Here is a 19,099-nt window from a genome sequence, read left to right as displayed (position 1 = left end):
CGTACACCGCCGACGAGATGATGTCGGTCGCCTCCGCCCGCGCGCTGGCGGACGCGCGGTGCTGCTTCGTCGGCATCGGCCTGCCGTCCACGGCCGCGAACCTGGCGCGACGCACGCACGCGCCGGGTCTGGTCCTCGTCTACGAGTCGGGGGCGCTCGGCGCCAAACCGGACCGGCTGCCGGCGTCGATCGGCGACGGCATTCTCGCCAGGACCGCCGTCGCGGTGGTCAGCGTGCCCGAGGTGTTCAACTACTGGTTGCAGCCGGGGCGGATCGACGTCGGATTCCTTGGTGCGGCGCAACTCGACCGTTTCGCGAACATCAACACCACGGTCATCGGCGACTACGCGCGGCCGACCGTGCGGCTGCCGGGGGCCGGTGGGGCGCCGGAGATCGCCGCGTCCTGCCGCGAGGTGTTCATCGTGCTGCGGCAGAGCGCACGCAGTTTCGTGCGGCGGCTGGACTTCGTCACCTCGGTGGGACACGGCGGGGGCGGCGGCGACCGGGCGCGCCTCGGGCTGCCCGGCGCCGGCCCCACGCTGGTGATCACCGACCTCGGCGTGTTCCGTCCCGATCCGCAGACCCGCGAACTCACCCTCACCGAGGTGCACCCCGGCGTCGACGTCGAGCGCGTGCGCGCGGCCACCGGCTGGGACCTGAAGGTCGCCGCCGACCTCCGCACCACGCCCGCGCCCACCGATGTCGAACTCGCCGCCCTCCGCCAGCTCGCCCGTTCCCTGGAAGCCGCGCCGGATCCGGCGCGTGAGGGGTGATCAGGAGTCTCGACGCGCCGACAGGGCTGAGGACCTTGTCGCCGTTGCGGAACTGTCCGGCCTGCTTCTCCAGTCCACCGGTTGGGGTGGCTGGTGGCTGCCGTCGGTGGCGCTCTCGTCGTGCTCGCGCTGAGAAGTTCGGTGTCGCCCCACGACGCGGACTAATCTGGCTCCGGTGACGATCGAGCTGGTCCTGCTGTCGCGGGTGCGCTGTCGCGGTCAGGAGATCGCCGGCTCCCGGCTGGGCGACCTGCTCGCGCTCCTCGCCGCCGACCTGCGCACTGGCTGTAGCGGCGCCAGGCTGGTGGCCGGGCTGTGGCCGGACGAGCAGCCCGAGCACCCCGCCAAGGCGCTCCAGCTCCTCGTCTCAAGGGCACGGGCGCGGCTGGGCGCCGACGTCATCGTCAGCACCCCCACCGGCTACCGCCTCTCGTTCGGCGAGGACGCGGTCGACGCGACGGCCGTCCAGCTTCACGCGTCCGCGAGCGCGGAGCACGCCAGGGCCGGCGACCACGCCGCGGCGCTCGACCGGGCCGAGGCGGGTCTCGCGCTGTGCGACGGGGCTGCGAGCTGGGACACCGGCCTCGCCGACCCGTTGTCCGCCTTGCGGGTGGCGCGCGTGCCGACGTATCGGTTCCTGGTGCGCGCCCGCGCGCTGGCCCTTGCCCGGCTCGGCCGGCATGCCGAGGCGATCGAGCCGCTCGCCGACCTGGTCCCGCAGCGGCCGAGGGACGAGGAGCTGCTGGCCGAGCTGCTGCGCTGCGAGGCGGCCACGCTCGGCCCGGCCGCGGCCCTGGCCCGGTACGACGACTACCGGCGGGCGCTGCGCGAGGACCTGGGCAGCGATCCCGGCCCCGCGCTGCGCGGCGTGCACCGCGACCTGCTGCTCAGCGACGCGCCCGTGGCCCGGCACGGCATCCGGCACGAGCCCAATCCGATGCTGGGCCGGGACAAGGACATCGCGGCGGTGACCGACCTGCTGCGGACGTCCCGGGTCGCCTCCATCGTCGGAGCCGGGGGCCTCGGCAAGACCAGGCTCGCCCACGCGGTCGGCCGCCAAGCCGAGCAGCGGGTGGTGCACTTCGTCGGGCTCGCCGGCGTCACCGCCGACGGCGACGTGACCGGCGAGGTCGCGTCCGCGCTCGGCGCGGGGCAGGCGGGGAACCCGGCCGGCCCGCTCACCGTCCGGGCGGACGTGCTCACCGGCATCGTGGACGACCTCGGCCCCGGCCCGGCCCTGCTGGTGCTGGACAACTGCGAGCACGTGGTGCGCGGGGCCGCCGACCTGGTGCAGGCCCTCGTGTCGCTGAGCAAGGACCTGCGGGTGCTCACCACCAGCCGCGCCCCGCTAGGCCTCTCCTCGGAGTCGGTGTACCCGTTGCCCGAGCTCGACCTGCCGACGACCGTGGAGCTGTTCGGTCAGCGCGCGCGGGCGGCCCGCCCCGACGTCGACCTGCCGGCCACGGCGGTGCGGGAGCTGTGCGGGCGCCTCGACGGGTTGCCCCTCGCCGTCGAGCTTGCCGCCGCGCGGGTGCGGGTGATGCCGGTCGACGAGATCGCCCGCCGCCTGGACGACCGGTTCGCCCTGCTGCGGGGCAGCCCGCGCGACGCGCCGCAGCGGCACCGCACGCTGCGTGCCGTCATCGACTGGAGCTGGCAGCTGCTCGACCCCGATGGCCAGGCGGCGATGCGCGCGCTGTCGGTGTTCCCCGGTGGGTTCACCGCCGACGCCGCGCGCCACCTGCTCGGCGACGACGACGTCCTGGAGCAGCTGGTCGACCAGTCGCTGCTGAAGGTGGTCGACAGCGGGTCGGGCCTGCGCTTCCGGATGTTGGAGACGGTGCGCGAGTTCAGCACGGCGCGTCGGGAGGAGGCCGGCGAGACCGACCGCGTCGTCGACCGCTTCCTTGCGTGGGCCCGCGACCTTGGCGCGGACCACGACGAGTCGGTCCTCGCCGCCGGCCTCGCCGAGGTCATCGGCCTGGTCGGGGCCGAGCAGGACAACCTGGTGCAGGCGCTGCGCTACGGCCTCGACCGGGCGGACGGCGCGGCCGTCGCGGTGACGACGGCACTGCTGAGCAGCCTGTGGCTGACCGAGTCGAACTTCACCCGCCTCGGGGCGCTGGCGAAGGACACCGCGTGGGTGCTGTCGCACTTCCGGCCGGAGCCCGCGCTCGTCGAGGTGACCAGGATGGCCGCGGTGCTGTGCGCGCTGATCGCGTCGCTCATGCAGGGCACCCATTCGGCGCGCTGCCTGACCACCCTGCGCAGGCTGCCATCGCCCCCGCCGGACACGCTGGTCGGCGCCACCCAGCTCGCGCTGTGTGCCCCGGATGTCCAGGCGCTGCAAGCACTGTGCGACCGCGAGGAACCGCTGTTGGCCGGGATGGCCAACTACGCCGTCAGCTACCTCCTCGAGAACACAAACGACCTGGACGACGCGGTGCTGGCGGCCAGGCGGATGCTCGACCGCCTCGGTCCGGACGCCCTCCCGCTGGTGCGGGCCCTCGCTCACGGCAGGCTCGGCGAGCTGTGCCTCCAGGTCGGCTCGGGGGAGGACGCGGTCCGCCACATCGGCGCGGCGATGTCGATCACGGCGGAACTCGGCCTGTGGTCCAGCACCGCTTCCCGGGGGCACTGGGCGATGGTGGTGGCCGACCTGCAACGCGGCGCGTTCGACGAGGCGGAGCGGGGACTGGAGCTGGCCGAGCTGGACGGCGGGAACGAGGCCGCCGGCGTGGCGATGTCCGACGTCTGTATCCGCGCCGAGATCCTGCTCGGCAGGGGCGAGGTCGAGGGCGGCCTGCGCCTGTGGCGGCGGGCGGCCGACCGGCTGAGGGACACCGGCGGCGACCTCGGCTACGCGGGGTCGTGGGCCCTGGAGGTCCAGGCCGTCGCCGTGGTCACGCACGCGCGCCACGGCCACCTCGACCTCGTCACCGAGATCGTCGCCGTGCTGCCTGCGCTGCTGCCAGCCATGGTCGCCTCGACGCCCGTCCCTGGCTTCCCGGTCTGCGGCTCGCTGCTGCTGGCCGTCGCGGTGGCCGACCTCGACCGAGGCGCGACGGCGCAGGGGGCGCGGCTGATCGCGCTGGCGGAGCGGTTCGGCTGGCAGCGGATGTTCCAGCCGACCATGTCCACCGCGCGCGTCAGGGCCGTCGCCGAGCAGGCCGACTGGTCGGCGTACCTCGACGCGGTGTCGTCGTACGCCGACCTCGACCACGCCGCCCTGCGCGCCGCGGCCCTGGCCGCGCTAAGGGCGCGGGATCAGAACGTCAGCTCGGATCCCGCCTGAACAGCGCCCGCGCCCAGAGGTAGCCGGCCAACGCGAGGCCGACGCACCACGCGACGGCGGCGACGCCGCTGTCCCCGATCGGAGTGCCGAGCAACAGGCCCCGCAGGGAGTCGATGATCGGGGTGAACGGCTCGTGCGCGGCGAACCAGCGGACCGCTCCCGACATCGAGTCCGGCGGCACGAACGCGCTGCTGAGGAACGGCAGCAGCTGCACGACGAGGGTGAACGGAGCCGTGCCCTCGGCCGTCTTGGCGAGGAGCCCGACCCCGACGGCCAGCCAGGTCAGGGCGAGCGCGAGCAGCGCGATGAGGCCGATGGTGGCCAGCCACTGGACCGGGTCGCCTGCTGGCCGGAAACCGAGGAGCACGGCGACGCCGATGACCAGGCCCGTGCCGACCAGCGTCCGGATGACGGACCCGACGACGTGCCCGGTCAGCACCGAGGTGCGGGAGATCGCCATGGTGCGGAACCGGGAGATGATGCCCGCGGTCATGTCCCGGTTGACCGCCATCGCCGTGGTGGTGCCGCCGTAGCCGACGGTCATCAGGAGAATTCCCGGCACCACGTAGTCGATGTAGGAGCCGCTGTGTTGGGCCGGGCCGATGCCGACGTTCAGCGCGCCCCCGAACACGCCGACGAACACGAGCAGCAGGACGAGCGGCATCCCGATGGTCATGATCATCGCGCCGGGATTGCGCAGCGTGTGCGTGAAGTTGCGCCGCACCATCGTTATCGCGTCGGTCATCGCCGTCCTCCCTTCGCGCCGGACCGAGTCGTTCGCTCGCCGCGCCCGTTCACTGGTGCGCCTCCGTTGTCTCGGTGGGGTGCCCGGTGAGGGCGAAGAAGACGTCGTCGAGATCGGGGGTGTGCAGGGACAGCCCGTCGACCTCGACACCGGCCAGTTCGAGCCGGTCGAGCAGCGCACGCAGCGCGGCCACGTTCCCGTCGCTGGGCACCTGGAGGGTGAGCGCCTCGTCGTCCCGCGACACCTCGCCGAGGGCGCGCGCCGCCGCGTCGAGCCCGGCGCCGTCGCCGAACTGGAGACGCACATGGCCGCCGGGGATGCCGCGCTTGAGCTCCTCAGCGGTGCCAACCGCGACCAGCTTGCCGTGGTCGAGCACGGCGATCCGGTCGGCCAGCTCGTCGGCCTCGTCCAGGTACTGCGTGGTCAGGAAGATCGTGACCCCGCCGGCCACGAGCCTGCGGATGGTCTGCCACATCATGCGGCGACTGCGCGGGTCGAGACCGGTGGTCGGCTCGTCGAGGAAGATCACGCGCGGGTCGCCGATCAGGGTCATCGCCAGGTCGAGCCTGCGCCGCATGCCGCCGGAGTAGGTCGCCGCCGGTTTCCTGGCCGCCTCGACGAGGTCGAACTGGTCGAGCAGCTCGGCGACGCGGCGACGCCCCGCCGCCCGGTCGAGGTGGTGCAGGTGCGCCATCAGGACGAGGTTCTCCTCGCCGGTGAGCAGGTTGTCCACCGCCGAGAACTGGCCGGTGACGCCGATCGCGGCGCGGATCGAGTCGGGCTCCCCGGCCAGGTCGTGGCCCGCCACGCGCACCTCGCCGCCGTCCGCGCCGATCAACGTGGACAGGATCCGCACCACGGTGGTCTTGCCGGCCCCGTTCGGGCCAAGCAGCGCGAAGATCGTCCCCTCGTCGACGTCCAGGCCGATGCCGTCGAGCACCACGGTGCCCTTGAACGACTTGCGCAGCCCGCGCACCGCTATCGCCGGTACGGATGACGTGCTGGTCATGCCCCTCCTCCCATCGCCGCGGCTCCAGCGGCCACGGGCACGACGAAGGGTGCCCGCGCGGGGGATTACCGCGGTGTCACTGCGGTTTCACCGAGGTGTCGTCCATTGCGAATGGAATGTTGAGCCGAATTGGCGCAGCTGTTGCTCGCCGAGCGGTGCGGGCGGCCGCAGATACACGTGCTGACCGGTTTTTGTTTTCGTAATGGCCCTCTTGCTGGGCTGCAATGGTGCGGCGTACACGACGAGGTCTGCGGCCCGAGGCTGCCCTGGATCATCCCCGCCGCCCCGACGGTGGTCCAACCGTTGGCGCGGTTCCCTGCGGGTCTCCACCGCGTGCTCGCTGGAGATTGAGTTCTCGTCGATGCGAACGATCGCCAACGACCTCGGCACCACGCTCCGGACCGGGTAGTTCGGGAGCGGGCGGAGACGACACGCGGGTTGCCTCGGCCTCACGGGTCGAGGCAACCCGCCGTCAGCGTGCTGCCCGGTCAGCGTGCGGTGCCGTCAACGGGACGGCGTGGTCAACGGGACGGCCCAGGCCGCAGGTCGCTCGGGTGCACCGGCCCGACCTGCTGGAAGGTCAGCGTGCGCCCGGCGGCCCGCAGCGTCAGCGTCTCCCCGAGGACGGCCGCGTCGACGTGCTGACCGGATGCGAGGTCGTCGACGGCGGTGACCACGGCTAGCCGCACCGGGTCCCTGCCGTCGTAGAGCGCCAGCGTGGTGCCGATGCCGCGGACGCCGAAGCCGGTCGCGGTGCCGTCGTAGCGGCCGGTCAGGGCGTTGACGCTGTCGACGAGCACCACCGTTCCGTCGGGGAAGAACGACGCCGTGGCGCGGATGTCCTGCGACACCACGGTGTTCGCCTCGCCGGTCGCGACCTCCGTCAGGCGCCACTGGTAGCCGACATAGCCCGGCGGAGTGCCGAGCGGGCTCGCGGTGTGCCCCTGGTAGATCAGGACGGAGCCGACGGCCACCGCGACGACGCAGGCGAGCACGAGCAGCACGGGCGCGACGCGGGACCTGCGAACGGGACGGATGTCGTGGTGGCGCAGGGAGTCCTGGGTGATCTCGGCCGCCTGCCGACGCAGCGTGCCGCGCACCAGCTGTTCGAGTTCATCGCTCATCGGGACTCCCTAGTCGCTGCCTCAACGTGGACATCGCGCGGTTCAACGAGGAGGACGCCGCCGCCGGGGTGATGCCGAGTACGCGGGCTATCTCCCGCACCGCGAGGTCCTCGAGGAAACGCAGGACGACCACCTCGCGCTGCCGGGTCGGCAGCCGTCGGACGGCGGCCAGCACGCGATCGGACTCCACCCGGCGGATCGTCGACTCGTCGGCGGCCTCCTCGTGCTCGACCCGAGCGGGCCCGGCCCGCCGGAGGAGTCGCCGGCGCCGCAGCACCGACCGCGACCGGTTCAGGACCGCCACCGTCAGGTAGTGCCTCGGCTCGGTGAGCCCGGCGGCGCGATCGCGCTTCTGGAGCGTCGCGAAGACGTCCTGCACGACGTCCTCGGCCGACTCGCGGTCGCCGACGACGCTGTACGCGATCCGCACCATGGCGAGGTAGTGCTGCTCGAACAGTTCTCGCACCGGCACAACGCGGCGCTGGGCGGCGGCCCCAGCGGGCGATCGCGGCAGACTCATCGGGCTCTCCAAGGGCCGGCACGGCTCGACATTCGTCCTCACCTTGTAGACGCACGAGCCCGCCCCAGTCTCAACGCGAATTCGGCGGAGCGGAAGACGCGTGGTGGGGTTGTCGCCGGTGAACGCCGGCGACAACCCCACCACTGTCGGTTCGTCCCTTCGACTACTTGTCGCTGCCGATCGTCTGCTCGGACAGCTCCTTGCGACGCCGGCTCACCAGCGCGCCTGCCCCGACCCCGGTGACCAGCACGCCGGCCGCCAGGCCGATCGGGCTGCCGAGCGGAACGTCGGGCTTGTGGTTGTTGGGTCCACAGGTCGTCTTACCGAGTTCGATCTTCCCGCCGCCGAAGAAGCCGGGCGCCACGGAGAACTCGAAGCCGGTCACGGTGATGACGCCGTCCTTCACGACCTGCTTGTTGAGCAGGATGCTGCCGAACGGGCCGAGGTCGACGCCGGTGTTCGGCGCCGGGTCCACCGGCAGCGCGACGTTGACGAGGTCGACGCTGAACGGCGGAATGCCGGCCGTCAGCTTCACCGACGCCGAGGCGAGGGTCATGCCGCCGGTGAGGTTGCCGTCCTGGGCCGAACACTTGACGTCGAACCCGTTCTCCTGGAACACCAACTTGCCGAGGATCGCGTTCGCCGTCAGCTTCGCGTCGGCCATGTTGACCTCGGCGCTGCTGGTGCCGGCGCTCGGGTCCGCGTCCACCCGCAGGCCGCCGCCGACCAGGTCCAGCGCGAGCAGACCGGCGATGTTGACGCTGGGCTGCGGGATCTGCTGATGGTTCGGCGGCGTTTCCAGCCGGACGGGACTGGCGTTGACGTTCAGCAGTCCCACGTTGATCAGTTCTGCTTTGGCGTAGGCGGTCCCGGTGTCGGCGAAGGCGGGTCCCGCTCCGATCAGCAGGCCGAGAGCGGCCACCCCGAACACTGCGGCGCCGCGCCGCACGATCGATGATCTCACTTGAGTATCCCTTCGGTTGTCACCCGCCAGTAGGCCGGCGGGCCGGACCGTGTGGACCCCGGTACGGCCGTTGTCCGGCACCTGGATGCGCGTGCCGGGCGGGATCCGACGTGGTTGATGGCCGATTTACCCCAGCGGGGTGAGCGAGCTACTCCCGATGGGTGGCCAACGGCGCGCGAAGGCCGGGTCCGCGATTCCCTCTGGCCGTGATTCCTCGGGGCCGCGATTCCTTGGTGCCGCGATTCCTCGGGCAAACGTGCGTCATGGACGCGGCGGGGCCGTATCTACCTCCCGTTCCCCACGGGAGGCCCGGCCTTCCCCATCGCTATCCGACATAGAGGTGTGTTGATGAGCGACAGCATCAGCCAGGCCGTGTGCGACATCGTTGGCGAGGCGCTCGGCCTCGAGCCCGACGAGGTGACCGGGTCGGCGACCCTGCTCGACGACCTCGGCGCGGAGTCGATCGACCTGCTGGACATCCTGTTCCGGATCGAGCGACAGCTCGGCGTGCGCATCGAGGCCGCCGAACTCGCCGACTACGTCCAGGGCGGTGTGCCGGACGCCGAGTTCGGCGACGCGAACGAGATCGTGTCCGACCGAGGACTCGCCCAGCTGCGGCTGGTGATGCCGCAGATCGACAGCGCCGCGCTCGCCGGTCGACTGAAGGCGGACGACGTGATGGGCCTGTTCACCGTGGCCAACCTGGAGCAGTTGGTGCGCACCAGGCTGTCGGTCACCAACTCGGTCACCGGCTGACGATCGGTGACGGTGCGGGTGATCGAAGGCCGCGCGCGACTGGAGGTTCGATGTCGTTCTACCTGGTCGACCGGATCGACTCCCTGATACCAGGGCAGTCCGTCCTGGCGCGGAAGTCGTTGTCGGGTAACGAGGACTACTGGCGGTGGGACGGGGGATCGGCGCACCTGCCGGCGGAACTGCTCCTGGAGTCGTTGTGCCAGGCGGGTTCCTGGCTCGTGCTCGCCTCCACGGACTTCGGCAGGCGCGCCGCGCTGCTGTCCGTCGACGAGGTCGACTGTCCCGGCACCGCCCGAGCGGGCGACGTGCTGCGCATCCACGGGTCCGTCGAGTCCCTTGGCGAGCGGACCGCCGCGTTGTCGGGCGTGGTGTCCGTGCGCGGCACGCCGGTGCTGGCGGCCAGGGGCATCCTCTGCGCCCTGGTGCCCGCCGCCCGGCTGGAGGACCCCGCGCACACCATGCGCCGGTACGAGGCGCTGTGCGGCCGGGAGCGGTCGACATGACCAGGGTCGCCATCACGGGTGTCGGCGCGGTGACCCCGCTCGGCAACGACGCGCGCAGCACCTGGCAGGGGCTGGTCGCCGGCCGCAGCGGGATCTCCGCGTTGCGCACCTTCGACGCGAGCACGTTTCCGGTCCGCATCGCGGCCCAGGTCACCGGTTTCGACGCGGCCGGCACGCTCGGTAGGGCCGCGCGACGGCTGTCCCGCGCGGCGGGGTTCGCGGTCGCCGCCGCCGACGAGGCCATCGGGGACGCCGGGATCGGCTGGAACGCGGGCAGCGAATGGACCAGGGGCGTGTGCCTGGCCGGCACGGTCGGCCGGGTCGAGCTGCCCGACCTTGTCGAGCTGGCCGACGACGTGCTCGCCGCCAGGTACCCGAGGCAGCATCCCGCCGGTGTGGCGCTGCGGGACCAGACCTACGCCAGCGCGTTCATCGCCAGGCGGCACGGCTTCGGCGGACCGGTCGTCAACCTCAGCACCGCGTGTGCCGGCGCCGCGAACGCGATCGGCGAGGCCGTGCGGATGATCCGAGGCGGCGAGTGCGAGCTGGTGCTGGCCGGCGGCTACGACTCGCTGACCTCGTGGCTGGACGTGCTCGGCTTCAGCCTGCTCGGCGCGTTGGCGCACGGCTGGGAGGACGTCCCCTCGGCGGCGTCGCGGCCGTTCTCCGTGGACCGCAACGGTTTCGTGCTCGGCGAGGGCGCCGTCGTGTTGGTCATGGAGGACTTGGCGCGGGCCGTCGCGCGCGGCGCCACCGTGCACGCGGAGTTGGCGGGCTACGGAAGCACGCTGAACGCCTACCGGATCACCGACTCGCCGCCGGACGGCGGCGGCGCGACCGAGGCCATGCGGCAGGCCATCGCGGACGCGGGAGCCGTGCCGGAGCAGGTCGACTACGTGGTCGCGCACGGCACCGGCACGCCGGGCAACGACGCCAGCGAGACGGCGGCGATCAAACGGGTGTTCGGGGCGCACGCCGACGCGCTGTGCGTCAGCTCGCCCAAGTCGATGACCGGCCACCTGACGGCCGCCGCCGCCGGGGTCAACGTGATCGCGGCGCTCGGCGCGCTGCGCGACCAGGTGGTGCCGCCGACCATGAACCTGCACCGGCAGGACCCGCTGCTTGACCTGGACTTCGTCCCGCTGCGGGCGCGCGACCGCGCGGTGGACACCGTGCTGGCCAACGCGTTCGCCTTCGGCGGCACCAACGCGAGCATGCTGCTGCGCGCGGCACCGGAGGGACGTCATGACGCCTGACTTCGACGGCGGGCCGACCCGCGAACCGGGCGGCGGCTGGACGGCCGTCCGCGACATCGCCCCGGCGCCGGCCGTTTTCGACGCGCACTTCCCGAGATTCCCGGTGCTGCCGGGGGTGCTGTTGCTGGCGGACCTGGTGAACCTGGCCCGCCGCGCCGCGCCGGGCGAGCCCGCCCAGTGGCGGTTGGGCGCGGTGCGGCGCGTCCAGTTCCGGCACCCGGTCCGGCCGGGCGACCGGGTCCACCTGACCGCGAACCTCCTGGAGGACAAGGAGAACGAGGTGAGCTGCCGCGCCGAGGCGACGGTCGACGGGCGGGTCGTGGCGGTCGCCCGCCGCATCACGCTCGCGAGGAGGCCGGCGTGAGGCGGGCCGTGCTGACCGGCATCGGCATGGTCACCGGGTTCGGCGACGGCTGGCAGGTCTGCTGGCGCAACGTCCTTGCCGGGCGGAGCGCGGTGCGGCAGCTTGACTCGGTCGCCAGCTCGGACCTCGCGACCCAGTGGGGCGCACCGGTCACCGCGTTCGCGCCGGAGCGGTACGTCAACCGCAGGCTGCTTCGGCAGTGCACCAGGAACGACCGGCTCGCGGCCGTCGGCGCGATGCTCGCCGTGCGGGACGCCGCCGTCGACCTCGACGCGGTGGACCGGCAGCGGATCGGGATAGTCCTCAGCGGGGGCAAGGAGATCTCCGACCCCGAGCACCTGATCGCGGGCAGCCTCGCGGCCAGGGACGCGAACTCCACGGCGGACTACCGCGCGTTCGGCGCCGCGGCGAGCTCGGTGATCCACCCGCTGTACTACGTCGAGGGGTTGCAGTCGACCGCGCTGTTCACGCTGTCCAAGCTGACCGGCGCGACCGGGGCCAACGGCTACTTCCACGGCACGGCCGAGGCGAGCGCGCTTGCGGTCGCCAGGGCGGCGAACCTGGTGCGCACCGGCGAGGCCGACCTGGTGCTGGCGGGCGGCGCGGACGACCGGACGTCCTGGTGGCCGCTGTCGCAGTGGGACGGCCTCGGCGTGTTGAGCGGCCGCAACGACTTCGGCAGCACGGCGTGCCGCCCGTTCGACCTGATGCGCAGCGGCGCGGCGCCGGGGGAGGGCGCCGTGGTGCTCGTGCTGGAGTCGGCCGAGTCGGCGGCGGCCAGGGGAGCGCACGTCTACGCCGAGATCGCGGGCGCGGCGACCACCTTCGACCCCACCGGCCATCTCGGGTCGGACCGGGCAGGGCGGCCGATCGCCGAGGCGATGATCCGGGCGATGGGACAGGCCGGCGAGCCGTGCCGGGAGGTCGGCGTGATCGTGGCGCACGGCAACGCCACCCGGCGCGGCGACCTCGGCGAGGCACGGGGGATCCGGCTGGCCGTCGGCGACTCCGCCGCCCCCGCGCTGACCTGTGTCAAGGGCGCGACGGGCGAACTCGGCGCGTCCTCTGGCGCGTTGAACATCGCGATCGCGGCGCTGACCATCGACGCGGGCCTGGTTCCGTCGGTGACGAATCTGCGGCAGGTCGACCCGATCCTCCCGGCGGGCGGGTGGATCCGCGAGTACCCGGTCGTCGGCCGGGTGCGCACCGCGATCGCCCTTGCCTCGGGGCTCGCCGGGCAGCGCACCGCCGTTGTCCTGCGCCGACCGGCGCGCCAGGACCGATCGGGGGCAGGCGATGAGTGACGCGACGAGGCGGGTCCGCGTGGTGTCCGTCGGGGCGATCACCAGCCTCGGCGACACCGCAGAGCAGCTGTGGGCCGGGGCGCGGGACGCCACGGTGGCCATCACCCCGGTCCGGCACCTCGACTGGCCGCTCGCGCCCGGCCCGATCGCCGGGGAGGTCGACCGGATACCGGCGGCGCCCGGCCGCCGCTCCAGGGTGTTCGACCACGCGGACCGCGCGCTCGCCCTCGCGCTTCCCTCGGTGGCCGAGGCGATGGCCGGCCTGCCGGCGGGCCTGGTGGCAGCCGAGCGCCTCGGCGTGGTGCTTGGCACCTGCAACGCCGGCCTGCTGTCGGCCAGGGCATGGCTGGACGCGCGTCGGCGCGGCGCCTGCCCACACCCTGAGGTGGCCAGGACCATCACCCCGCAGGCGCTGGCCGAGGCGGTCGCCGTCACCGTCGACGCGCGGGGGCCGGTGCTCGCGGTGAACACCGCGTGCGCGTCCGGCGCCAACGCGATCGGGCTGGCCGCCGACCTGATCCGGCTCGGCAGGGCGGACGCGGTGCTCGCCGGCGGCGTCGACGCGTTGTCCGACGTGGTGATCGCCGGGTTCTCGGCGTTGCAGTCGCTGGCGGCGGAACCCGCCGCGCCGTACTCGCGGGCGCGCGCCGGGCTGTCGCTTGGGGAGGGCAGCGGCTGGCTGCTGTTGCTGCGTGCCGACCTCGCGGACGGGGCCGGGCTGCGCGCGCTCGCCGACGTGGCAGGCTACGGCCTCAGCGCGGACGCCTACCACCCCACCGCGCCGAGGCCAGACGGGTCCGGGGCCGCCGAGGCGATGCGCGGCGCCATGGCCGACGCGGGGCTGACCGCCGTGGACATCGGCTACGTCAACGGGCACGGCACCGGCACGGCGAAGAACGACGTCGCCGAGACCAGGGCCATCCGCGCCGCGCTCGGGCCCGCGAGCGACACGGTCGCCGTGAGCAGCACCAAGGCGGTCATCGGCCACCTGCTCGGCGCAGCAGGCGCGGTCGAGGCCGTCGTCACCACGCTGGCCCTGCGGGACCGGACCATGCCGCCGACGGCGGGCGCGTACGTCCCCGACCCCGACTGCGACCTGGACTACCTGCCCGGCCGGGCACGGGCCTGGGACGGGCGGGCCGCGGTGTCCAACAGCATGGGTTTCGGCGGAGCCAACGCCGCCGTCGTGCTCACCCGACCCGGCCTCGCCGCACCGCCCGCGCACCGGCGGGAGCCGGTCGTGGTGACGGGCCTCGCCGTGTTCTCCCCGGCTGGCGAGGGCATGGCGCCGCTGCTGCGGCTGGCCGGCGGCGGCGCGCCCGACGCCTCGCCCTCGACGGTCGCCTTCGACGCCGACCCGTTCGTGGACCGCCGGGCTCGGCGGCGAATGGACCGGTTGTCCGCCCTGAGCGTGGTCAGCGCGGCCACCGCGCTGATCACGGCGGGCATCGGGCCGGGCACGGCCGACGCCGAGCGCACCGGGCTGATCGTGGGCACCGGCGTCGGCCCGGCCGAGTCCATCGAACGCTTCCTCGGCCCGGTGTTGGCGGAGGGCCCGAGGGCCGCCGACCCCTCGGTGTTCCCCAACACCGTCTACAGCCAGGCGGCCGGCCAGGTCGCCACGCACGTCGGCCTGCGCGGCCCGGCCTCCACGGTGTCCGTCGGCCACGCCTCGGGGGCGGTGGCGCTCGGTTACGCCGCCGACCTTATCGGCGCGGGGCGGGCCGACCGCGTCGTCGTGGTCGCCACCGACGTGCTCACCGACGCCGTGCTGGACGCGTACCGCAGGCAGGGCGTGCTGCGCGGCCACCGCCGCGTCGCCGGCCTCGCGCTGATCGAGGCGAGCGTGGCGATCGTGCTGGAACGCCGCGAGGTCGCCGCCCGCCGGGCCGCGACCGTGTTCGGCGAGGTGCGCGGCTGGGGCGCGGCGCACGACGCGAGGTCCAGCGGGTTGTGGGACCCGGCGGGACGGGGGATGGAGCGCGCCATGCTGGCCGCGCTGCGCGACGCCTCGACGACTCCGGACGCCGTCGGCGACGTGTGGCTCGCCGCGGCGGGGCTGCCCTCCGCCGACGAGGCCGAGCGCGCGGCGGTCGCCCGCGCCCTGCCGGCCGCGCAGAAGTGCCACGCCCCGAAGGTCGCGATCGGCGAACCGATCGGCGTCGGCGGGGCCCTCCTGAGCCTGCTGGCCTTGGACGACCTGTCGCGTCACGAATCCGGTTCGCGCGTATCGGTGGTGAACAGCTCGTCGCTGGGAGGCAGCCACGTCAGCCTCGTCGTCGCTGGGAGGGGAACCGAGTGAAGCTGGCAGACCAGGTAGCGGTGGTGACCGGCGGATCCAGGGGGATCGGCGCCGCGATCTGCGTGGCGCTCGCCGAGGAGGGCGCGACCGTCGTGGTCAACCATCGGCGCTCGCCGGAGCGGGCCGAGCGGGTCGCCGACGACATCAGGTCGGCGGGCGGCCGCGCGCACGTGACGGCGGCCGACGTGTCGCGGCCCGACGAGGTGCGCCGGATGGTCGACGACGCGCTCGCCGAGTTCGGCCGGATCGACATCCTGGTCAACAACGCAGGGATCGCCGACAACGACCTGATCTACCGGATGTCCCCGGAGTCCTGGCTCGCCGTCATGAAGGTCAACTTCGGCGGCGTCTTCCACTGCACGCAGGCCGTGCTGCCGCACCTGATGGCGCGGGGGAGCGGGGCGATCGTGAACGTCTCATCGGCCATGGGGGAACGCGGCTGGATCGGCCAGGCCAACTACGCGGCGTCCAAGGGCGCGATCAACGCCTTCACGCGCAGCTGCGCGATGGAGACCGCGCGTTTCGGCATCCGGGTCAACGCGGTCCTGCCCGGCTTCGCCAGGACGGAGCTCGTCGACGACCTGTTGGACGGCGAGCAGGGCAGGCGCATCCTGCGGCAGATCCCCATGCGGGCGTTCGTCGAACCCGCGGAGATCGCCAGGACGGTGTGCTTTCTCGCCGGCCCGGACGCGACGCGGATCACCGGCGCGCTGGTTCCCGTCGACGGCGGCGCGATGACCGCGCTCGGCCTCGGCAGGGCCGCGCTGTGAGCGGGTTCGCTGGTGGGCCGGCCGGCGCCGAGGGATCGCGGCCGGCGAGCGCGAGCGCGGACTACGACGCCGTGGTCGTCGGCAGCGGGCTCGGCGGGCTGGCCGCCGCCGCGCTGCTGGCCAGGCACGGCCGCCGCGTGCTGGTGGCGGAGCGGACGTCCGGGGCGGGCGGCTACGCGCACGGGTTCAGCAGGGACGGACGGTACTTCGACCCGGCCATCCACGTGGTGCCCGAGGCCGGTCCGGGCGGCACCCTGCACCGGCTGCTCGACCACCTCGGCGTCGGGGACGCGTGCGAGTTCGTCGACTCCGACCTGCTGTACCGGGCGGTGATCGGTTCGACCACGCTCGACGTGCCGTTCGGCGCGGAGGCCCTGATCGAGGCGTACGTGGCCGCGTTTCCCGCCGAGGAGCCGGGCATCAGGTCGTTCTTCCTGCTGTGCGCCAGGTTTCTCGCCGAGGCCCAGCAGCTGCCGGTCCGCCTGTCGACCAGGCAGCTCGGGCGGGCGGTGCGCGAATCGACCGTGTACTTCCGGTATCGCCGCGCCACGCTGGACGAGGTGCTCCGCCAGCACATCGCGGACCCGAGGTGCCGCGCGTTCTGCTCGGCGGGATGGCCGTACATGGGGCTGCCGCCGTCGGAGCTGTCCTTCGAGCTGTACGCGCGGTTTCTGCAAACCCAGGTGCGGGGCCTGTCGCACTGCGTCGGCGGATTCCAGCGGCTGGTGGACGCGTTCGTCACCGCGATCGAGCAGCACGGCGGCACGGTCGCGGTGAGCACACCCGTCGACCGGATCCTGCTCAGGGAGAACCGCGCCGTCGGGGTCGTGCTCGGCGACGGCCAGCTGGTGCGCGCGCCGATGGTGGTCTCCAACGCCGACGCCTGGCACACCTTCCACGATCTGGTCGGCCTGGACCGGCTGCCCGCCGCCTATCAGCGGCGGCTGACCGGGTTGCGGCCTTCCATGTCGATGTTCGTGGTGTACGCGGCGAGCACGTGCGAGATCGACCCGGCCACCGCGGCGCACGAGACGTTCGTGTTCACCGAGGACGACCACGACGTCACCTACCGACGGTTCCTGGCCGCCGAGGCGCCGGCGTCGGTGGTGGTCGTGCCGACGCTGCTGGACCCTTCGCTCGCACCGGCGGGCGAGCACCTGGTCACCTCGACCGCGTTGGCCCCCTACCACGCAGGGCGGGACTGGTCGGAGCTGAAACCGGTGCTACAGGAGCGTTATCTCGATCTCGTGGAACGACTCCACCCGGGCTTCCTGGCCGGACTGTCCCATGTGGAGAGTGCCAGCCCGCGTACGCTCGAACGGTTCACCGGGAACCGGTTCGGCGCGGCGTACGGCTGGGCGAACACGCCGCACCAGGCCGGCAGCAAGCGGTTGAACTACGCGACACCCATCGAGGGGCTGTACCTGGCGGGGCACTGGACGCAGGCGGCCAGCGCGCTGCGGGTGATCGTGTCCGGTTGTCACGCGGCCAGGGAAATCCTTCTGGCGACGGGAGAGAACGATGCCGGACCCGACTTCTGACGCCGAACCCGACCCGCTGGCCGTGGCCAGGGAGTTGGTGGACCGACTGTGGAACCACGCGGACGAGCGCGCGGTCGCGCCGCTGCTCGAGCCCGGTTTCGTCGGCCGCTCGCCGAACTGGACCGAGTCCCTCGATCGGGACGGCCTGTTTCGGCTGGTCCGCGCGTGGCGCACGGGCCTGCCGGATCTCGGGCTGCGGGTCGAGGACGCGGTCGTCCAGGGCCAGCGGGTGTGTCTGCGGACCGTGGTCACCGGCACGCACCGGGGGTGGCTGTTGGGCCTGCCGCCGACCGGCTTGTTCTGCCGTGCCACCGAGTCGCTGTGGCTGCGGTTCGAGCACGGCCGGGTCGCCGAGCTGTGGCGGCAGTCGTGCCCGCTGACGGTTCTCGACCAGCTCGGCCTGCTGCCGCCGGAGGACGCTGGCCCGGCGCGGCGGCTCGGCCACGCGCTGCGCACGGCTGGCCGCCTCGCCGCCCTGTCCGTCCGGTTCTCCCGCTCGGGCGCGTCGCGATGAGGCCGCTGCCGGAGGCGCCGGGCCCGAAGGGCTATCCCGTGGTCGGCATGGGGCCGCACCTGGCCAGGGACCTCGTCGGCACGTTCACCAGGGCGTGGCGGGAGCACGGTGACGTCGTGCGGTTCGCCCTGCCCGGCTCCCTGCGGCTGTTCCTGGTCACCCACCCGAGCCACCTCCAGCACGTGCTGGAGGACAACCAGCCGATCTATCCCAAGGATCCGCTGTCCGTCGGCAAGTTCGAGTCCTTCGTGGGCACCGGGCTGTTCACCTCCAACGGCGAGTACCACTTCCGGCAGCGTCGCCTCGCCCAGCCCGCGTTCAAAGGCGCGCGGGTGGCGTCCTACGGCCCCGCCATGGTGTCCGCCTCGGGCGACCTGGTGGCGGGCTGGCGCCGGGCCGGGATCACCGACGCCGACATCACGCCGGAGTTGATGCGGCTCGCGTTGACGATCGTGCTGCGCACGGTGTTCAGCGTCGACGTCGGCGACCAGGCGGAGCGGATCGCCTCGGCCGTGCGGACCTGCAACGCCTACACCAACACGAGGTTGCAGCGGTTCGTGGAGCTTCCCCTCGCGCGGCTCGGCAGGGCGCACCGCCGGTTCGTGGCCGCCCGCGCGCTGCTCGACCGCTTCGTGTACGACCTCATCCGGCGGCGGCGCCGGGACCCGCTCGACGGGGACGACCTGCTGTCCCGGTTGCTGGCGGCCAGGGACGAGTCGGGCACGCGCGGCATGACCGACCGGCAGATCCGCGACGAGGTCGTGACGATCTTCCTCGGCGGCTACGAGACGACGGCCCTGTCGCTGGTGTGGACGTTCTCGTTGCTGTCGCGGCATCCCGAGGCCGAGGTCGCGGTGCGGGCCGAGCTGGCCGACCGCGTCGGCGATCGCCCGGTGACCGCGGCCGACCTGCCGGCGCTGACCTATCTTCGGCTGGTCTACCAGGAGTCGCTGCGACTGTATCCGCCGGTGTGGACGATGTCGCGGAGCCCCATCGAGCACGACGTCATCGGCGGCCACCGGATTCCCCGGGGCTCCCAGGTGTTCCTCAGCCCCTACCTCGTGCACCGGCATCCGGAGTTCTGGGACAACCCCGAGGGCTTCCAACCCGAGCGGTTCGCCAAGCAGGGCCCTGCGCAGCGGCCGCGCTACTCCTACCTGCCGTTCTCGCGGGGGCCCCGGCTGTGCCCCGGCTCCGGCATCGCCCTGCTGGAGGCGCCGCTGGTCATCGCCAGGATCCTCCAGTCCTACCGGCTCAGCCTGCAACCGGGGCACCTGTGCGTGCCCACCTCCAACGTCTTCCTCTACCCGAAGGGCGGCATGCCGATGCGCCTCACTCCGGCCAGCGGCGGCTGGTGAC

General features: G+C 73.2%; 17 protein-coding genes. 12 read left to right on the top strand and 5 right to left on the bottom strand.

All coding sequences use genetic code 11. From position 1 onward, the window contains the following. The first annotated feature begins 17 nt into the window (after positions 1–17). Together F0L68_RS12080 and F0L68_RS12075 are read left to right on the top strand one after the other, a co-directional pair. Positions 18–773 (top strand): CoA-transferase subunit beta, encoded by a 756-nt coding sequence (locus F0L68_RS12080; protein WP_149849729.1) that lies wholly within the window; start codon positions 18–20, stop codon positions 771–773. Between the two features lie 175 nt (positions 774–948). Further along, positions 949–4,068 (top strand): ATP-binding protein, encoded by a 3,120-nt coding sequence (locus F0L68_RS12075; RefSeq protein ID WP_149849612.1) that lies wholly within the window; start codon positions 949–951, stop codon positions 4,066–4,068. Here the strand turns inward: F0L68_RS12075 and F0L68_RS12070 are convergent. The 5 genes from F0L68_RS12070 to F0L68_RS12050 form a co-directional block, all read right to left on the bottom strand. Beyond that, a complete protein-coding gene (locus tag F0L68_RS12070; RefSeq protein ID WP_149849611.1) occupies positions 4,049–4,813 on the bottom strand; it encodes an ABC transporter permease in 765 nt (254 codons plus the stop codon). The two genes, F0L68_RS12075 and F0L68_RS12070, sit on opposite strands and share 20 nt — an antisense overlap. Before the next feature lie 49 nt (positions 4,814–4,862). Then, a complete protein-coding gene (locus tag F0L68_RS12065) occupies positions 4,863–5,822 on the bottom strand; it encodes an ATP-binding cassette domain-containing protein (RefSeq protein WP_149849610.1) in 960 nt (319 codons plus the stop codon). 521 nt (positions 5,823–6,343) lie between these two features. Beyond that, entirely contained in the window at positions 6,344–6,946 is a 603-nt protein-coding gene (locus tag F0L68_RS12060) for an META domain-containing protein (RefSeq protein WP_149849609.1), read from the bottom strand. After that, complete coding sequence (locus tag F0L68_RS12055) at positions 6,936–7,466, bottom strand: RNA polymerase sigma factor (RefSeq protein ID WP_149849608.1); 531 nt, start codon at positions 7,464–7,466, stop codon at positions 6,936–6,938. Before F0L68_RS12055 ends, F0L68_RS12060 begins: the two co-directional genes overlap by 11 nt. A 163-nt stretch (positions 7,467–7,629) precedes the next feature. Further along, entirely contained in the window at positions 7,630–8,430 is an 801-nt protein-coding gene (locus F0L68_RS12050) for a choice-of-anchor P family protein (RefSeq protein WP_149849607.1), read from the bottom strand. A 348-nt stretch (positions 8,431–8,778) separates the two neighbouring features. Between F0L68_RS12050 and F0L68_RS12045 the strand changes: the two genes are divergently transcribed. The 10 genes from F0L68_RS12045 to F0L68_RS12000 are packed head-to-tail and all read left to right on the top strand — an operon-like array spanning position 8,779 to position 19,098. After that, positions 8,779–9,186, top strand: coding sequence for an acyl carrier protein (locus F0L68_RS12045; RefSeq protein WP_149849606.1), 408 nt, complete (start codon positions 8,779–8,781; stop codon positions 9,184–9,186). Positions 9,187–9,236: 50 nt separating this feature from the next. After that, complete coding sequence (locus tag F0L68_RS12040; RefSeq protein WP_149849605.1) at positions 9,237–9,689, top strand: 3-hydroxyacyl-ACP dehydratase FabZ family protein; 453 nt, start codon at positions 9,237–9,239, stop codon at positions 9,687–9,689. Then, a complete protein-coding gene (locus tag F0L68_RS12035) occupies positions 9,686–10,945 on the top strand; it encodes a beta-ketoacyl-[acyl-carrier-protein] synthase family protein (RefSeq protein ID WP_149849604.1) in 1,260 nt (419 codons plus the stop codon). Before F0L68_RS12040 ends, F0L68_RS12035 begins: the two co-directional genes overlap by 4 nt. Further along, a complete protein-coding gene (locus tag F0L68_RS12030) occupies positions 10,935–11,309 on the top strand; it encodes a 3-hydroxyacyl-ACP dehydratase FabZ family protein (protein WP_149849603.1) in 375 nt (124 codons plus the stop codon). The genes F0L68_RS12035 and F0L68_RS12030 overlap by 11 nt, the downstream gene beginning before the upstream one ends. Beyond that, a complete protein-coding gene (locus F0L68_RS12025; RefSeq protein WP_149849602.1) occupies positions 11,306–12,613 on the top strand; it encodes a beta-ketoacyl-[acyl-carrier-protein] synthase family protein in 1,308 nt (435 codons plus the stop codon). Before F0L68_RS12030 ends, F0L68_RS12025 begins: the two co-directional genes overlap by 4 nt. Further along, on the top strand, positions 12,606–14,915 hold the full coding sequence (locus tag F0L68_RS12020) for a beta-ketoacyl-[acyl-carrier-protein] synthase family protein (protein WP_149849601.1): 2,310 nt from the start codon (positions 12,606–12,608) through the stop codon (positions 14,913–14,915). The genes F0L68_RS12025 and F0L68_RS12020 overlap by 8 nt, the downstream gene beginning before the upstream one ends. Next, positions 14,912–15,685, top strand: a complete 774-nt coding sequence (locus F0L68_RS12015) for an SDR family NAD(P)-dependent oxidoreductase (protein ID WP_149849600.1) — start codon at positions 14,912–14,914, stop codon at positions 15,683–15,685. Before F0L68_RS12020 ends, F0L68_RS12015 begins: the two co-directional genes overlap by 4 nt. Continuing rightward, positions 15,682–17,226: a phytoene desaturase family protein gene (locus tag F0L68_RS12010; protein WP_188316527.1), complete on the top strand. Its 1,545-nt coding sequence runs from the start codon at positions 15,682–15,684 to the stop codon at positions 17,224–17,226. Before F0L68_RS12015 ends, F0L68_RS12010 begins: the two co-directional genes overlap by 4 nt. Next, entirely contained in the window at positions 17,207–17,740 is a 534-nt protein-coding gene (locus F0L68_RS12005) for an ester cyclase (RefSeq protein ID WP_149849598.1), read from the top strand. The genes F0L68_RS12010 and F0L68_RS12005 overlap by 20 nt, the downstream gene beginning before the upstream one ends. Continuing rightward, positions 17,737–19,098, top strand: coding sequence for a cytochrome P450 (locus F0L68_RS12000; RefSeq protein WP_149849597.1), 1,362 nt, complete (start codon positions 17,737–17,739; stop codon positions 19,096–19,098). The genes F0L68_RS12005 and F0L68_RS12000 overlap by 4 nt, the downstream gene beginning before the upstream one ends. Position 19,099 lies beyond the last annotated feature (1 nt).

The sequence above is a fragment of the Solihabitans fulvus genome (assembly GCF_008386585.1).
GTDB lineage: Bacteria > Actinomycetota > Actinomycetes > Mycobacteriales > Pseudonocardiaceae > Solihabitans > Solihabitans fulvus.
This window is presented reverse-complemented; position numbering and strand designations above follow the sequence as displayed.

Excerpts from the sequence above, each read along its gene's own strand:
- F0L68_RS12080 (WP_149849729.1), top strand. The coding sequence starts at position 18 with ATGATGTCGGTCGCCTCCGCCCGCGCGCTGGCGGACGCGCGGTGCTGC.
- F0L68_RS12070 (WP_149849611.1), bottom strand. The coding sequence starts at position 4,813 with ATGACCGACGCGATAACGATGGTGCGGCGCAACTTCACGCACACGCTG.
- F0L68_RS12065 (WP_149849610.1), bottom strand. The coding sequence starts at position 5,822 with ATGACCAGCACGTCATCCGTACCGGCGATAGCGGTGCGCGGGCTGCGC.
- F0L68_RS12060 (WP_149849609.1), bottom strand. The coding sequence starts at position 6,946 with ATGAGCGATGAACTCGAACAGCTGGTGCGCGGCACGCTGCGTCGGCAG.
- F0L68_RS12055 (WP_149849608.1), bottom strand. The coding sequence starts at position 7,466 with ATGAGTCTGCCGCGATCGCCCGCTGGGGCCGCCGCCCAGCGCCGCGTT.
- F0L68_RS12045 (WP_149849606.1), top strand. The coding sequence starts at position 8,779 with ATGAGCGACAGCATCAGCCAGGCCGTGTGCGACATCGTTGGCGAGGCG.
- F0L68_RS12040 (WP_149849605.1), top strand. The coding sequence starts at position 9,237 with ATGTCGTTCTACCTGGTCGACCGGATCGACTCCCTGATACCAGGGCAG.
- F0L68_RS12035 (WP_149849604.1), top strand. The coding sequence starts at position 9,686 with ATGACCAGGGTCGCCATCACGGGTGTCGGCGCGGTGACCCCGCTCGGC.
- F0L68_RS12030 (WP_149849603.1), top strand. The coding sequence starts at position 10,935 with ATGACGCCTGACTTCGACGGCGGGCCGACCCGCGAACCGGGCGGCGGC.
- F0L68_RS12020 (WP_149849601.1), top strand. The coding sequence starts at position 12,606 with ATGAGTGACGCGACGAGGCGGGTCCGCGTGGTGTCCGTCGGGGCGATC.
- F0L68_RS12005 (WP_149849598.1), top strand. The coding sequence starts at position 17,207 with ATGCCGGACCCGACTTCTGACGCCGAACCCGACCCGCTGGCCGTGGCC.
- F0L68_RS12000 (WP_149849597.1), top strand. The coding sequence starts at position 17,737 with ATGAGGCCGCTGCCGGAGGCGCCGGGCCCGAAGGGCTATCCCGTGGTC.